This window comes from Halotalea alkalilenta DSM 17697 (genome assembly GCF_000621205.1).
Classification (GTDB): domain Bacteria; phylum Pseudomonadota; class Gammaproteobacteria; order Pseudomonadales; family Halomonadaceae; genus Halotalea; species Halotalea alkalilenta.
In genome coordinates, this window is sequence record NZ_KK211226.1 from 268224 (window position 1) to 282463 (window position 14240).

Sequence of the window (14240 nt, forward strand, 5' to 3'; positions counted from 1 at the left end):
GAAGGCCCTGGTTCAGAACCAGCGCTCAGCTCCAGCGCCATGCCTTGACGTTCCACGACTCGATGCGCAGGTTGACGTTGTTTTCGAATCCCTCGAGCCCTTCGCGATGACCGCGCAGGTTGGTGTACTGGAACAGCGGCAGCATCGGCAGCTCGTCGCGGATCAGCTCCTGGAGGCGCAGGTAGATCGGCAGGCGCTGCTCGGGGTCCTGGTTGGCGCCGCCATCGGCCAGCAGCTGGTCGGCCTCTTCATTGGCGAACTGGAAGCAGTTCTGCCCCGCTCCCCCCTGGGCGGCTATCGCCCTGGAGCCGAAATAGTCGCTGACGTCAGGATCGGCACCGGTGAGGAAGTTGATCCCGACCACCACGCTGTCGAACTGCGACGTCGTCCAGTATTCGCCCCACATCACCGCCGGCGGCAGGTTGGAGATGCTCATCTCGACGCCGATCTCACGCCAGGTCTGCTGGATGAACTGCTGCACCTGCTCGCGCACCTGGTTGCCGGCGGTGGTCGAGTTGGTGAAAGAGAGGCGCACCCCATCCTTGGCGCGAATGCCATCGCCGCCGCGCTCCCAACCGGCCTCGTCGAGCAGCTGGTTGGCGGCATCGAGGTCGAAGCGCTGCTCCGGCAGCTCGGCGTTGTAGTAGCGCGACTGCTGCGGCATGTAGCTCTCGGTGGCGGTCGGCAGCCCGTAATAGAGCGCATCGATGATCGATGCCTTGTCGATCGCCAGGTACAGCGCCTGGCGCACTTTGGGGTCCTGGAACTGCGGCCGGCCGAGGTTCAGCGCCACCGACTCGATGGTCGCGGCAGGCAGCTCGAGCAGCGTACGCCCGCTGATATTCTTGGCTTCCTCGTAATGATCCGGGGTGATGCCCTGAAGCCCGGTGAAGTCGATGTCGCCGGTCTTGTACTGGGTGTAGAGCACGTTGAGGTCGGGCACGTACTTGAACACCGCCTGCTCGATCACCGCGGGCGTATCGAAGTAGTCCGGGTTGCGCCTGAGGCTGATATGGTCGCCGGCCACGCGCGCATCCCACTGGTAGGCGCCGGTGCCCACCGGGGCATTGTTGAACGGGGCACTGTTGGGATCCTCCACCTCGCCGAGCAGATGCTTCGGCACGATGAAAGTCGAGCTCAACAGCGCCGCATAGGAGGCATAGGCACGCTCCATCCTCCAACCGATCTCGGTGGGCGAGATCACCTCGATGTCGCGCACCAGCTCGTGGCCCTGGCGGCGGGAGGCGCGAAAGCTTGGGTTGTTGATCAGATCGATGGTGAACTTGACGTCGTCCGCGGTGAACGGGGTGCCGTCATGCCAGGTCACGCCCTCGCGCAGCTTGATCCGCCAGTGCAGGCCATCGCTCGAGATGCCGCCGTTGGCGACGCTCGGCACCTCGGCCGCCAGCGCCGGGATGAAGTTGCCATCCGGCGCGATCCTGAACAGCGGATCGAACAGGTTCCAGTGGATACCCTCGTCAACCTCGATATGGGGCATCAGTGGGTTCATCACCGTCGGCTCCTGGGAGAAGGCGATGATCACCCGCTGCTGGTTGCTTTGCGCCATCACCTGGCCGCCACGGCTCCAGGGCAGCATCATTCCGGCCGCGCCGGCGAGCGCAAGACCGAGCGCCTGGCGCCGGGTCGGATGGGTGAAAATGTCGAACGAACCGCGATGCTGGTTGTGCTTGTTATGGTCGGTCATTCTCTACTCCTGGGCCGGGCCTTGGCCCGGCGGGATCGTGGGGGGGATCAAAAGCCGCCGATGGGCTCCGGGCGGGAGCCGTCACTGAAGCGGGAGAAGCGAAACGGACTCGGGTCGACCAGAGGCGTCGCACCGACGACCAGGTCGGCGACCAAGCGCCCGGCACCGGGCCCGATGCCGAAGCCATGGCCGGAGAAGCCGGTGGCGATGTGCAGCCCGGGGACGTCATCCACCGGCGAGATCACCGGCACGGCATCAGGGGTGACATCGATACAGCCAGCCCAGCGCTGCGCCACCTGGGCACGACCGAACAGCGGGAAAGCCTCTACCAGCCGCGAGAAGGCGCGATCGAGCTGGCGCTTGGAGGGGTGTGGGTCGAGCGTGCGGCAGTATTCGAACGGACTGGCCTCGTCGAGCGCCCAGCGCCGGGGCAGGCGTAGCTCGTCGAGAAACCGCCAGCCCAGGCGCAGGCTGAGCGAGCGCCACTCCTGGCGCAGCGCGGCGCTGAAATCGCGGGCATAGCGAAATGAATCGGGCACGATGTCGGCGATGTTGGCATGGCCAGAAGCAACGCTATAGCCGCCATCGGCGCGCCGGCGCAGGGCGAAGTCCTCGCTCCAAAGCGCAGCCTCTGGGCCGCCTTCGAGCGGCGCGGTTCGCAGCACCGAATTGATCACCTTGAGCTGGGGCAAGCGCAGCCCGAGCGACGCGCAGAACAAGCCGGACCAGGCGCCTCCGGCGAGCACCACTGCATCGCAGCCGATTCGCCCGCGCTCGGTGACCACCGCGCCGATCCGTCCAGCGGTTCGCTCGATGCCGCGTACCGCGCACTCCGTGAGCACCGCCGCACCGCGCTCGCGCGCACCCTCGGCGATCGCCGGTGCCGCCCACTGCGGTTCGGCGCGGCCATCGCCTGGGGTATAGAGCGCGCCTTCGAGCGCCATGCGATGGCCGCTCGGCAGCAGCCGATCGAGCTCACCGCCCGAGACCATCTTCGCGCCGACATCGAACGGCGCCAGCTGCGCGCAGGCGCGCTGGTGCTCGGCGTAGCGTTCGGCGTTCTCGCAGGCGAACAGGATACCGGCCCGGGTATAGCCGGTAGCGCGTCCGAGCCGCGCATCGAGCCCGCGCCAGATCTCGATCGAGGAGGCCATCAGCGCCAGTTCGCGAGGATCGCGCCGCGAAATCCGCACCCAGCCCCAGTTGCGGCTCGACTGCTCCTGCCCGATACCGCCTTTTTCGCACAGCGCCACCGAATGGCCCCGCTCGGCAAGCTCGAGCGCCGCACTCGCCCCGATGATGCCGCCCCCGATCACCACCACCTCGACATGCGAAGGGAGGGTCTCGTCACCATGAACCGTCGTCACCCTGGGACCAGGCATCTACTCCTCCCCCGCCGCGGTATGGCCGTTCGATACGGCAATTGCCCCCGCTCGCGGGCGGCAGCGAGTGATGCGCCGCGGCGAGCGGGCACAGCAACCAAGAGTGGATTCGATCATCGTCGTCATTGTCTGCGTCGCTGTTTCCGTTGTCGTTGTCGTTGGAAATCAGTTGGAAATCCGACCCGACCATGCGGGCCGGCTTGCATCCGATGCGTGACCCGATGCATCTTGCAAAATGCGCTCGAAACTCGGCCACCGCGCCGAGCATCCCCATGGCAAGGCCCGATCCGGCGATGCCTTGCGCGCTCCTCCTAGCGTCGAACCGCGACATCCACCGGGAGAACCCTCACCTTGCCCCTCGACGAATCCCGTACGCCACAGGTCCAGGGCACCCAGACCCTCGATCGCAGCGTCCTGATCCTCAATGCGATCGCCGAGCGAGGCGAGCAGGGCGCGGACATCGAGGCCTTGATCCAGGTCACCGGACTCAGCCGGGCGACGCTCTATCGGCTACTGAAGTCGCTCAAGTGCCACGGCTTCGTGCGCACACCGCAGCGAGGCGGCTACCGGCTCGGCTATGCGCTGCTTTCGCTCGGTGCGCAAGCGGGCAACGACGGCGGCATTCGCGAACTCAGCAGACCAGCGCTGCTGCGCTTGGCCGAGCGTTTCGGCGAACGTTTCTTCCTGTTCGTCGAAGACGGCTATCACGTCCTCTGCCTCGAACTGCAGGAGGGCTGCCATCGCACTTCCAGTTTCACCCGAGGAGTCGGCGGGCGCGTGCTGTTCGGCGTCGGCCAGGCCTCGGTGGCACTGCTCGCCCATCTGCCCGCCGGGCAGCGCGAGCGCATCCTCGATCACAATGCACCTAGGCTTGCGCGCGAATACTGCATCGAGCTCGGCCCGCTGAACGATGCGATCAAGGCGGTACGGCGCGACGGCTACACCGCTGGAGTCCTAGATCAATGTCTCAGCGCCTACACCGGCGTCGCCGTCGCGCTGCTGGATCCACACGGCCATCCGCTCGGGGCGCTGAGCTGTGCACTGCCCAACGTGCGTATGACCAACCGCTACCGGGTGACGCTGGCCGAGGCGATGCATGCGGAGGCCACGATGATCGTCCAGCGAGCGCTCGACCCGCAGCGCTTCATCCGTTGAACCGGGCCAGCCGATAGGGCGTCGGGTCGACCAGCGGCGGCGCTTCGCAGACGATGTCCGCCATCAGCCGTCCCGCACCGGGTCCAATGCCGAAGCCGTGGCCGGAGAAGCCGGTCGCGAGGTGAAAACCCGGGATCGCCGCGACCCGGTCGATCACCGGCACCGCATCCGGGGTGACGTCGATCATGCCACCCCAGTACTGGGCGATGCGTGCCTTGGCGAAGGCCGGGAACTGCGCGCGGATCATCTCCAACGCACGTTCAGGATAGGCATCGACCGGCCTCGGATCGAGCAGCCGCTCGCGCTCGAAAGGACTCGGCGCGTCCACCGCCCAGCGGTTGGGCGTACGCAGTGCGGCCAGGCTGTGGGCGTTGACCCGCAGCCGGTATTCATGGTGGTGCGCACGCACCAGCGGTATGAAATCGTTGAAGTAGCGAAAGCTGTCCGGACAGAGCGGGGCCACGTTGGCATTGCGCAAGGCGATGGTATAGCCGCCGTCGGCGCGTTTGCGAAAGGCGTAGCGGCTGGTACCGATAGCGAACTCTGGAGCGCCCTCGAGAGGCTCGGTGCGTAGCACCGAGCCAAGCACCCGAAGCTGCGGCAAACGTACGCCGAGCGTGCGGCAGAACAGGCTCGACCAGGCGCCGCCGGCGAGCACCACGGTGTCGCAGTCGATCCGGCCAAGCTCGGTGAACACACCCTGTACCCGGCCAGCCTCGAGCGCGAGCCCACGGGCCGCGCAGGGCACGAGGATCTTCACCCCGAGCTTGCGCGCGCCCTGGGCGATCGCCGCGGTGGCGACGTCGGGCTCGGCACGACCGTCGCTCTCGGTCCAGAGCCCTGCCTGCCAACCGGACGGCACACCGCCGGGCAGCAGCGTCGCCAGGGCATCGCGATCGAGCAGCCTCGCTTCACTGCCGAACGAGCTGGACTGGGCGAGCCAGGCCTTCTGCGTCTCGGTTTCGGCATCGCTCTCGCAAGCGTAGAGGATCCCGCTGCGGACGAAGCCGGTGTCGTGCTCGAGGGTCTCGCGCCAGCCTTCCCACAGCTTGAGGCTCTCGATCGCGAGCGGGATCTCGGCAACGTCGCGCCCCATGGTCCGACACCACCCCCAGTTGCGGCTCGACTGCTCATGGGCGATGCCGCTCTTGTCGAGCAGTACCACCGCGAGGCCACGCTCAGCGAGGAAATACGCGGTGCTGACACCCACGATGCCACCGCCGATCACCACCGCATCGGCGCGCTTGGGCAGGGCTGGGTCACTGGCGACCTGAGCGATTCGAGGGTACATGGGCATCCCATGGGAGGTGAGCATCTTGTCTCCCGGGTTCTAGCACCCGCCGTTCGCCGCACTCAAGCAGCCTCGCGAACCTGGCCCTCATCGTCTCACAAAGTGGGATTCGGCCTAGTCGCCAGGCTCAGTGCATCATGCTCAGCACGCCGTCGTGCAGCGCATCCTGGTCGATCCGCACACCCAGCCCTGGCCCCCGGGGAACCTCGAGCTGACCATTGGCATCGAGGCGCCAGTGGGGGACGACCATCGATTCGAGGCCGGTACTGCCGAGCGGGAGATCGATGAGATCGCTATCGGTGAAGGCGCTGGCAAGATGCAGGTCGGCGGCGAGGCTGAAGGGGTCGTGGCCGCCGCGCAGGCTGGGAATGATACCGAACGATTCGGCGCAGCGACCCAGCCGCAGCGCAGTGCCCAGCCCGCCGCAGCGGCTGCTGTCGAGGGTGAGCAGGTCGACCGCTTGGGCACCGATCAGCGCCTGCCCCTCGGCACGCTCGCGAGGGCCGACGGCCGCCGCGATCGGTAGCCGCGCATGGTCGCGCAACTGGCGGTAGGAGGAGGTGTCGCAGCTGGGGAAATGGACCTCGAAGGCCTGGACGCCATGATCGTCGAGCATGTCCGCGGTACGTTTGGCCCACTTGAGATCGGTAGGGCGACCGGAGCAGTCGGCGACCAGCAGGGTCAGCTCCTCGCCGATGGCGCGCATCGCGCGGCCGATGAGACGTTCGTCATGGCGGGGGTCGAGCCGGCCGAAGTCGCCACCGTGGAGACGAAAGGCCTTGCAGTTGGCCGCCTTGAGCGCTTCGATCTGGGCTTCGAGCCGGCCGTTCTCGGAAAACTCGAGAATGGCGCAGCCGGTCACCCGCTGACGCTGATGACCGCCGAGCAGCGTCCCCACCGACAGCTCGACGACGTGGCCGAAGATGTCCCACAGCGCGAGCTCGATCGTCGCGATCACCCGGGCGAAGGTCAGGCATTCGCCCCAGTGGGCGCGCATCCGCTCGCAGCTGAGATGCACCTCCAGCGCGCAGGCGTCGCGATAGAACGGCTGCAGCTCCTCGAGCACCGCGCTGGTGAGCGTTGGGCCGTACCCCACGCAGCCATGGCCGATCAGACCCTCGTCGGTGACGATCTCGAGCAGTGTGCGGGTGCCGCCATTTCCACCCGGAGGACGCAGGCCAATGACATTGATGTCGGTGATCTTCAATGCAGCCTCCCTATGACGAGTCAGCCCTTGATCAGTCGGCACTAAAGCTATGGGCGCAAACGGCCTGACCCGGTAATATGCCGAGTCAAGAGCGTTCGCCTCTTCATTGCTCGCAGGGGCGATCCACGCGCAATGAAAAAGGCGAACATTAATGTGGCGACGACGACACTATCGATGCCCCCTCATCCACCAAGCCAACGTGGATGATGGAACCCGAGAGCTTACGCCACCACCAAGACAGCATCCAATCAACCTCACCATAGACACTATCAATACCGCCAAGGGATTTCAACATGGTTACGCAAACATTCAATCTGTATGCATAACTCAGACCCAATGACTACACCAAGGCAGAGGGAAGATGCCCTGATGTCAGAATCAGAACAGCCCGAGCAACATCAGCCTGATGACGAGATCGCAGCAGGATTCCCGGAACGCATTGCGATAGTGATCGATCACTTCAAGACCAAATCGGCGGCAGCGAAGATCGCTGGTGTCGATGCCAACACCATCGGTCGCTGGACCGAGCGCGCGGCGACGCCCAATCCCAAGCTGCGCAACCTGGTACCGCTACTCAAGCGCACGGGCATCTCGATGGATTGGCTGATCAGCGGAGAGGGCGCGCGCTACCTCCGGCCACCCCAGGAAACCCGTGAGCCCAGCGCCGACTATGTGTTGGTGCCACTGCACCCTGCCAGCTCCGACCACCAGTCCCCCGCCCACCTGCCGGTCACCAGCGAGGAGCTGACGCTACGCCATCTCGAGCTCAAGCGGCTGGCCGCATTCGTGATCGAGGAAGATGCCATGCAACCGCTGCTGGAACGTGGCGATATGGTGCTCGTCGACCTGACCCGCACCACGCCCAGCAGCGCCGGCATCCACATGGTGAAATTCAAAGGCGAGCTGCTCGCCCGACGCCTCCAGCGCACGATGAATGGACTCACTCTGGTGTGTGAAGACCCGAGTCTCGAGAATGTGGCTGTGCCTGAGGACTCGCTCGATGCTCTGACGGTGCTCGGCAAGATCGTCTGGACCGGTCGCTGGGTCTGAATGCGCCAGGGCGTGTCACCGCGCCCTGAAACGCCAGGACTCAGACCGCAAGCGCGAGCCGGTGCCAGACACGGCTCGTCTCTCCGTTGCCATCTGGGTCGCGGCCCAGCCCGGCCCCGGATGGCAGGCCGACTCGCCCACTGGCATCCAACTTCGGCAGCGTTGCGCGCCAATCGAGGCCTCGTCGCTCCACCCCTACCGCTGCTGCGCACTCGATCGCCCTCACCGTTCCGAGCGCTGCGGAGAAGTGTAGCTGGGTAGCCAGACCCAGCCAGCTCGGCAGAGCGATGGGGACCAGCCGATTCCCGCCCGCCACTGCCCCGGCCCCGATGCCGAGCAGCGCACTCGGCCCACAGCCACCGAGCAGGTTGGGCCGATAGAGCCCCGGTACCGCTCGCTCGCTCAAGGCGAGGTAGTTGATCCAGCCCTCCATCCCCGAGGGAGCGGCGATCGCCACGGACGAGCGGCGGGATAATTCGACGTGCCTGGCAAGGTCATTCGCCACCAGCGGAGGCTCGAGCCAATCCACGCCCAGCTCGGCGAGTGCCGCGCAGCCGGACGCCAGGTCTTGCTCCGCACAGCCGCGCGCATCGATCGCCAGCCGCGTCTCGCCACCGAGGCGGGCACGCAATCGCGCGATTTCATCGATATCGAGCCGCGTATCGCATTCGAGCAGGAAAGCGCGAAAGCCATGCGACCATAGCCGTTCCAGCCTGCTCTCCCGCAGTGCTGCCCGACTCAAGGGCAAACGCGCGAGAGCCGGCCAACTGGCATCGGCACTGCCGCCGAGCAGCACCCCCAACGCAGCCCCGCGCTGGCGCGCATGAAGATCGCAGAGCGCAAGGTCGAGCCCCGGCAGCATCACCGCAAGCTCCGAGCGGCGCCCCACCGCAGCGCTGAGTGGACTGAGCCAGCTGCCCAGGCGAGACACATCGAGCGTCTCGATCACCACGGACAAGCCGCGCAGCATCTCCTTGACCCGCAGCGGAGTCGCCGCGATACATCCCATACCGCAGTTTCCCGAACGGTCGTGCAGCGCGATCAAGGCCAAAGGGCCATCGTTCGACTCCTCCGACAGCCGCAGCTCCGAGATGCCGATCTCCTCTAAGTTCATAACTTCACTCTCCACCCTATGACCGATCGCACATTCACCATAAGCGCCGCCTGGGTATCGAATGACCCTCAGCGACGCACAAGACAGCGAATTATCTATCGGCCTGTTGGCGCGAATCTGTCAGAATTTTCTCTAAAATCCAGTCATCGTGTAGATCGCGACCGCACAGATTAAGCCTCGACAGGGAGGGAAAGGGCGCATCCTACCCAATCGCATGCAAGTTCAGCCCGGGATACCCATGCGTCCCGTGCGAAGTGAAGCACGCTGGGGTGGCAGCACCTCTGCGGCAGGGCCCGGCGACCAGTCGGGTATCGGGGCGCTGCGACTTCATCCGTTCGACGAGAGCCGCACCCCGGCGATCTTCACCAGATTCGTAGCGAAGCCCTTGTCATTTCACCCACACCCATCATCTTTATATGCGCGAATGAAATTATATTTATTACTTCCATTAATTAACTCTGCTCCAAGTTGTTAATTACTAAAAATCAATGAGACCAACATTCAAGATGAGAGATGAAAAACACCGACAGCCGGGCTCAGCCTAGTGACATGCTCTGTCGCTCTTTCGACCTTTCCAATCGGGTTAACGAGAAAGACGCTAGTGTCCCTACGCAGCCTTTTACCATCTATTTCGCCCATCTAGAAATTTAAATCTGCTGAAAGGCATGGCATCACCTTCAAGTATCCAGTCGTCAGCTTGCCCACCACCAGGTGCGCCCCGAGTGAAGGGATTCGGCTAAAAACACATCTCCCATCACCTCCCCCTTCAAGCGGTTCCACGCACCAAGGCTCGTCTGGCCGCGTGTTCTTCGGCTCATCGTGTGCGCCAGGAGCGAAAATACCGGCCCTCGCGCCCATCATGAACGGCTGCGGCGGTCGCGTTCATCAGCGCCCGCGAAACGATCCGCTGATGTTGCGCGCGCAGTCGATCAGCAGCGGTGCCAGCCGTGCTTCGGCCTCTTCGAGCCGCCAGCGGCTGGTGGGTGCGGCGATGTGCACGGCGGCCAGCGGCTGGCCGTGACTGTTGACCACCGCCGCGGCAAGGCTCATGTCGCCGAGGAAGATCTCCTCCGCTTGGCTCGAGAAACCTCGCCTGCGGGCAAGTTCGATACGCTCGAGGATCTCTCGGCTCTCGACCAGGGTGTGCTCGGTATGGCGCGGACGCGGGCTCCGTTCGACCAGCGCGCGGGCGGTGTCGTGGTCGAGCGCGCTGAGGTAGGCGCGCCCCGCCCCTGAGCAGTACATCGGGATGCGGCTGCCGATCGGCATGTGGATCGGAATGAAACGATGGGCGACGAAGCGCGCGACGTAGACCATCGAGTCGCCGTCGGGCTCGGTCAGGTTGACGGTCTCCTCGCTGAGCCGCGAGAGCTCGGCGAGATAGGGGTTGGCGACATCGAGCAGCGCGTCGCCGGCGAGATAGTTGTAGCCGAGTTCCATCACCTTGGGTGTCAAGCGCATCCGCCGGGAGCCGGGCTCCTTGGCGAGGTAACCGAGCAGCTCCAGGGTATGCACCATGCGCTGCGCGGAGCTTTTGGTGATCTCCGCGCGCTCGGCGATCTCGGCCAGGCTCAGTGTCGATCGCCCGGTGCCGAATGCCTTGAGAACCGCAAGGCCCTTTTCCAGCGATTGGTTGAACAGCGGATCCTGCGGCATGCGCCACTCCATTGTATCGAATATCGATACGATCATATCTATTTACGATTCAAGTGCAATGAATTATGTTCTTAACGCTGCGCTTATCGATTCTTCCTGCCTCAACAACCATAACGATTCTCTTCAGGAGAAAAGCGATGCCACTCCGGCTGATTCGCCAGGCCAGGCGCCTGGTCACCTTGCTTGCCGTTCCACTTGCGCTCGCCGCACCGCTCGCCGCACAGGCCGAGGAGACCTTCAAGGTTGGCTCGACCCCGACCGGGATCCCATTCACCTTCCTCGATATCTCGACCCAGCAGATCCAGGGCCTGATGGTCGACATCGCGGCCGCCCTCGGCGAGGAGCAGGGCTTCTCCATCGAGGTCCAGCAGACGCCTTTCGCCTCGCTGATCCCCTCGCTGACCACCGGGCGCATCGACATCATCTCGGCGGCGATGCTCAAGACCGAGGAGCGCGAGCGCACGGTGTCGTTCACCGATCCGGTCTACGCCTATGGCGAAGGTCTGGTGGTCAGCGCCGATGACGATACTCCCTACGCCTCGATGCAGGATCTCGCCGGGGAAGTGGTCGGCGCCCAGGTCGGTACCACCTTCTACGACGCGCTGGTGCGCTCAGGGGTATTCAAGGAGGTGCGCAGCTACGACTCGGTCAATGACATGTTCCGCGACGTCGCCCTCGGCCGGATCAAGGCGGTATTCGCCGACGCGCCGATCATCGACTACCAGCTCGCCCATGGCGCAGGTGACCGGCTCAAGCGGGTGCAGAGCTATGAACCGGTGGTCAGCGGCGACGTCTGCCTGGTGGTGCGCAAGGACGATGAGGCGCTGCGCGAGCGGCTCAACCAAGGGATCGCGACGCTCAAGGCCAATGGCCGGCTGGCCGAGATCATCGCCCAGTGGGGCCTCGACCAGAGCAATCTCGACACCCAGCCGAGCGATGGCTGAACGACGGCTGAGCCCGTTCCACTTCCCGGGGTGAACCATGTCCTTCGATACCATCGCAAGCTACATGCCGCTGCTGCTCCAAGGAGCGCTGGTCACGGTACAGGTCACCGCGCTCTCGTTCGTGATCAGCACTCTGCTCGGCTTGCTGCTGGCATTGATGACGGTCTCCAAGGTGGCGCCGGTGGCGCTCGCCGGCCGCTCGATCGTCAACGTGATCCGCGGCCTGCCGATCATCGTCCAGCTGTTCTACATCTACTTCGTACTGCCTGAGTTCGGCATCGATCTCACCGCCTTCCAGGCCGGGGTGATCGGCCTCGGCGTCGCCTACAGCGCCTATCAGGCGGAGAACTTCCGTGCCGGCATCGAGGCGATCGATCCCGGTCAAGTCGAGGCCGCCGAATCGCTGGGCATGAAGAGCGCCAAGGTGATGCGCCGGGTGGTGCTGCCCCAGGCGCTGCGCATCGCGCTGCCGCCCTACGGCAACACCCTGGTGATGATGCTCAAGGACTCCTCGCTGGTGTCGACCATCACCGTCGCCGAGATGACCCGCCAGGGCCAGCTGATCGCCGCCTCGACCTTCGACAATCTCACCGTCTACACCCTGGTGGCACTGCTCTACCTGGCCTTGAGCCTGCCGCTGACCTTCATGCTGCGGCGGGTAGAGAAGCGCTTCGCGATCGGAGGCAAGCGATGATCACCATCGAGGCACTGCACAAGAAGTTCGGCGAGACACCGGTGCTCAAGGGGGTCGACCTGCGCGTCGAGCGCGGCGAGGTGATTTGCCTGATCGGCCCGTCCGGCTCGGGGAAATCGACCCTGCTGCGCTGCATCAACGGCCTCGAGCGCTATGACGACGGTATCGTCGAAGTGCTCGGTACGCCGGTCGATCGGGACAAGAAGAGCATCCATGAGATTCGCACCCAGGTCTCGATGGTGTTCCAGCGCTTCAACCTCTTTCCCCATCGCAGCGTGCTCGAGAATGTGATGGAAGGGCCGCTCCATGTGCAAAAGCGTCCCCTCGCGCAGGTGCGCGAGGAAGCGCAGGCCCTGCTCGACAAGGTAGGCCTCGGCCACCGTGGCGATGCCTATCCCCAGCAGCTCTCCGGCGGCCAGCAGCAGCGGGTGGCGATCGCCCGCGCCTTGGCGATGAAGCCGAAGGCGATCCTGTTCGACGAGCCGACCTCGGCGCTCGACCCCGAGCTGGTCGGCGAGGTGCTCAAGGTGATGCGCAACCTTGCCGCGGAGGGCATGACCATGGTGGTAGTGACCCATGAGATGGGCTTCGCCCGCGAGGTCGCCGATAAGGTCTGCTTCCTCCACGATGGCCGGCTGGTCGAATCCGGCCCTCCGGAACAAGTGCTCGGCGCCCCCGAGCACCCGCGTACGCGGGAGTTCCTGCGCCGAATTCTCGATTCAGGAGATGCGCCATGAGCGCTCTACCGATGCCCGACTCGCTGTGGGCCGCCACCGCCATCGCCGCCCCCGAGTGCGCGCCGCTCGATGTCGATCGGGAGGTCGACGTGGCGATCGTCGGCGCCGGGTTCACCGGGCTCACCACCGCCCTGCACCTCGCCGAGCGCGGCGTCTCCACCGCGGTGATCGACGCAGGCCAGCCCGGCTGGGGCGCCTCTGGGCGCAACGGCGGCCAGGTGATTCCCGGGCTCAAGGACGATCCCGATGCGCTGGTGGAGAAATTCGGCGAGCGCGGCGAGGCGCTGATCGAGGTGATAGGCCGCGCCGCCGACGAGGTCTTCGCCCTGATCGAGCGCCACGGCATCGACTGCCAGGCGGTCCGCGGTGGCTGGATCCAACCGGCGCTCTCGAATACGGCCCTGCGCACCATCGAATCGCGCGCCGAGCAGTGGCGTCGCCGCGGCGTGGCGGTGGAGTGGCTCGACGCGCAGGGGGTCGCCGCGCGTACCGGCGTGAGCGGCTACCTGGGCGGATGGGTCGATCCTCGCGCCGGTGCGGTGCAGCCGCTGAGCCTGGCGCGCGGCATCGCTCGCGCGGCGCAGCGCCAGGGGGCGGAGATCCACGGCGGCACCCGGGCCCAACGCCTGCATCGCGAAGGCAAGCACTGGGTACTGACCACCGCCCAGGGCGCGCGGCTGCGCGCCGAGCGGGTGGTGCTGGCGACCAACGGCTACAGCGATGGGCTGTGGCCGGGGCTCAGCCGCACTTTGATCGCCGCGCAGAGCTTCATCGTCGCCACCGCACCGCTGGCACAGCACCACGCCGCCGGAATCCTCCCCGGCGGCGCGGTCTGCTCGGATGGCCGCCACCTGCTGCTCTATTATCGCCTCGACGCAGCCAACCGGCTGCTGCTCGGCGGGCGCGGCCCGTTCCGCGACGCCCGCGGCGCAGCCGACTGGGCCCATATCGAGCGCAACCTGACCGAGCTGTTCCCGGCGCTCGCCGGGCATCTCAGGATCGAGCACCGCTGGTGCGGACGCCTGGCGCTGACCCGTGATCATCTGCCCCACTATCACGAGCCGGCGCCCGGGATCTCGATACTGCTCGGCTACAACGGACGCGGCGTGGCGATGTCGAACACCCTCGCTCGCCATCTCGCCGCACGGCTGGCCGGTGAATCGGCCCCCTTCCCGCTGCCGATCACCCCGATCAGGCCGATCCCCTTGCATGGGCTGCAGCGGCTCTACTTCGGCACGGCGGTGAACTACTACCGGCTGCTCGACAAGCTGGCCTAGCCCATGGGCGACATTGCCCAGCGGCGAG

Annotated in this window: 12 protein-coding genes; 6 read left to right on the forward strand and 6 right to left on the reverse strand. The window is 65.5% G+C overall.

The window, feature by feature from the left end:
* Positions 1 to 25: 25 nt before the first annotated feature.
* Entirely contained in the window at positions 26 to 1705 is a 1680-nt protein-coding gene (locus Q376_RS0110505; protein ID WP_052365128.1) for a peptide ABC transporter substrate-binding protein, read from the reverse strand.
* Positions 1706 to 1752: 47 nt separating this feature from the next.
* Positions 1753 to 3087 carry an NAD(P)/FAD-dependent oxidoreductase gene (locus tag Q376_RS0110510; RefSeq protein WP_027350275.1) on the reverse strand — a complete coding sequence of 445 codons (1335 nt, stop codon included), beginning with the start codon at positions 3085 to 3087 and terminating at the stop codon, positions 1753 to 1755.
* A gap of 351 nt (positions 3088 to 3438) precedes the next feature.
* On the opposite strand from Q376_RS0110510, the gene Q376_RS0110515 reads away from it, so the two are divergent.
* Positions 3439 to 4242 (forward strand): IclR family transcriptional regulator, encoded by an 804-nt coding sequence (locus tag Q376_RS0110515; RefSeq protein WP_027350276.1) that lies wholly within the window; start codon positions 3439 to 3441, stop codon positions 4240 to 4242.
* Here the strand turns inward: Q376_RS0110515 and Q376_RS0110520 are convergent.
* On the reverse strand, positions 4232 to 5557 hold the full coding sequence (locus Q376_RS0110520) for an NAD(P)/FAD-dependent oxidoreductase (protein ID WP_211266647.1): 1326 nt from the start codon (positions 5555 to 5557) through the stop codon (positions 4232 to 4234). The genes Q376_RS0110515 and Q376_RS0110520 overlap by 11 nt on opposite strands.
* 103 nt (positions 5558 to 5660) lie before the next feature.
* A complete protein-coding gene (locus tag Q376_RS0110525; protein ID WP_027350278.1) occupies positions 5661 to 6740 on the reverse strand; it encodes a mandelate racemase/muconate lactonizing enzyme family protein in 1080 nt (359 codons plus the stop codon).
* Between the two features lie 369 nt (positions 6741 to 7109).
* Here Q376_RS0110525 and Q376_RS0110535 point away from each other — a divergent pair, with 369 nt between their 5' ends.
* Positions 7110 to 7790, forward strand: a complete 681-nt coding sequence (locus tag Q376_RS0110535) for a LexA family transcriptional regulator (protein ID WP_155834282.1) — start codon at positions 7110 to 7112, stop codon at positions 7788 to 7790.
* A gap of 40 nt (positions 7791 to 7830) precedes the next feature.
* Here Q376_RS0110535 and Q376_RS0110540 read toward each other — a convergent pair whose 3' ends face one another.
* The gene (locus tag Q376_RS0110540; RefSeq protein WP_027350280.1) at positions 7831 to 8904 is read right to left on the reverse strand and encodes a mandelate racemase/muconate lactonizing enzyme family protein; all 1074 of its coding nucleotides are present in this window, start codon (positions 8902 to 8904) and stop codon (positions 7831 to 7833) included.
* Between the two features lie 885 nt (positions 8905 to 9789).
* Positions 9790 to 10560 (reverse strand): IclR family transcriptional regulator, encoded by a 771-nt coding sequence (locus tag Q376_RS0110545; RefSeq protein WP_155834284.1) that lies wholly within the window; start codon positions 10558 to 10560, stop codon positions 9790 to 9792.
* Positions 10561 to 10697: 137 nt separating this feature from the next.
* Here Q376_RS0110545 and Q376_RS22270 point away from each other — a divergent pair, with 137 nt between their 5' ends.
* The 4 genes from Q376_RS22270 to Q376_RS0110565 are packed head-to-tail and all read left to right on the forward strand — an operon-like array spanning position 10698 to position 14212.
* The gene (locus Q376_RS22270; protein WP_211266648.1) at positions 10698 to 11504 is read left to right on the forward strand and encodes an ABC transporter substrate-binding protein; all 807 of its coding nucleotides are present in this window, start codon (positions 10698 to 10700) and stop codon (positions 11502 to 11504) included.
* A 37-nt stretch (positions 11505 to 11541) separates the two neighbouring features.
* Positions 11542 to 12198 (forward strand): amino acid ABC transporter permease, encoded by a 657-nt coding sequence (locus Q376_RS0110555; protein WP_027350282.1) that lies wholly within the window; start codon positions 11542 to 11544, stop codon positions 12196 to 12198.
* Positions 12195 to 12935 carry an amino acid ABC transporter ATP-binding protein gene (locus tag Q376_RS0110560; protein ID WP_027350283.1) on the forward strand — a complete coding sequence of 247 codons (741 nt, stop codon included), beginning with the start codon at positions 12195 to 12197 and terminating at the stop codon, positions 12933 to 12935. Before Q376_RS0110555 ends, Q376_RS0110560 begins: the two co-directional genes overlap by 4 nt.
* The gene (locus tag Q376_RS0110565) at positions 12932 to 14212 is read left to right on the forward strand and encodes an NAD(P)/FAD-dependent oxidoreductase (protein WP_027350284.1); all 1281 of its coding nucleotides are present in this window, start codon (positions 12932 to 12934) and stop codon (positions 14210 to 14212) included. The genes Q376_RS0110560 and Q376_RS0110565 overlap by 4 nt, the downstream gene beginning before the upstream one ends.
* The last annotated feature ends 28 nt before the right edge of the window (positions 14213 to 14240 follow it).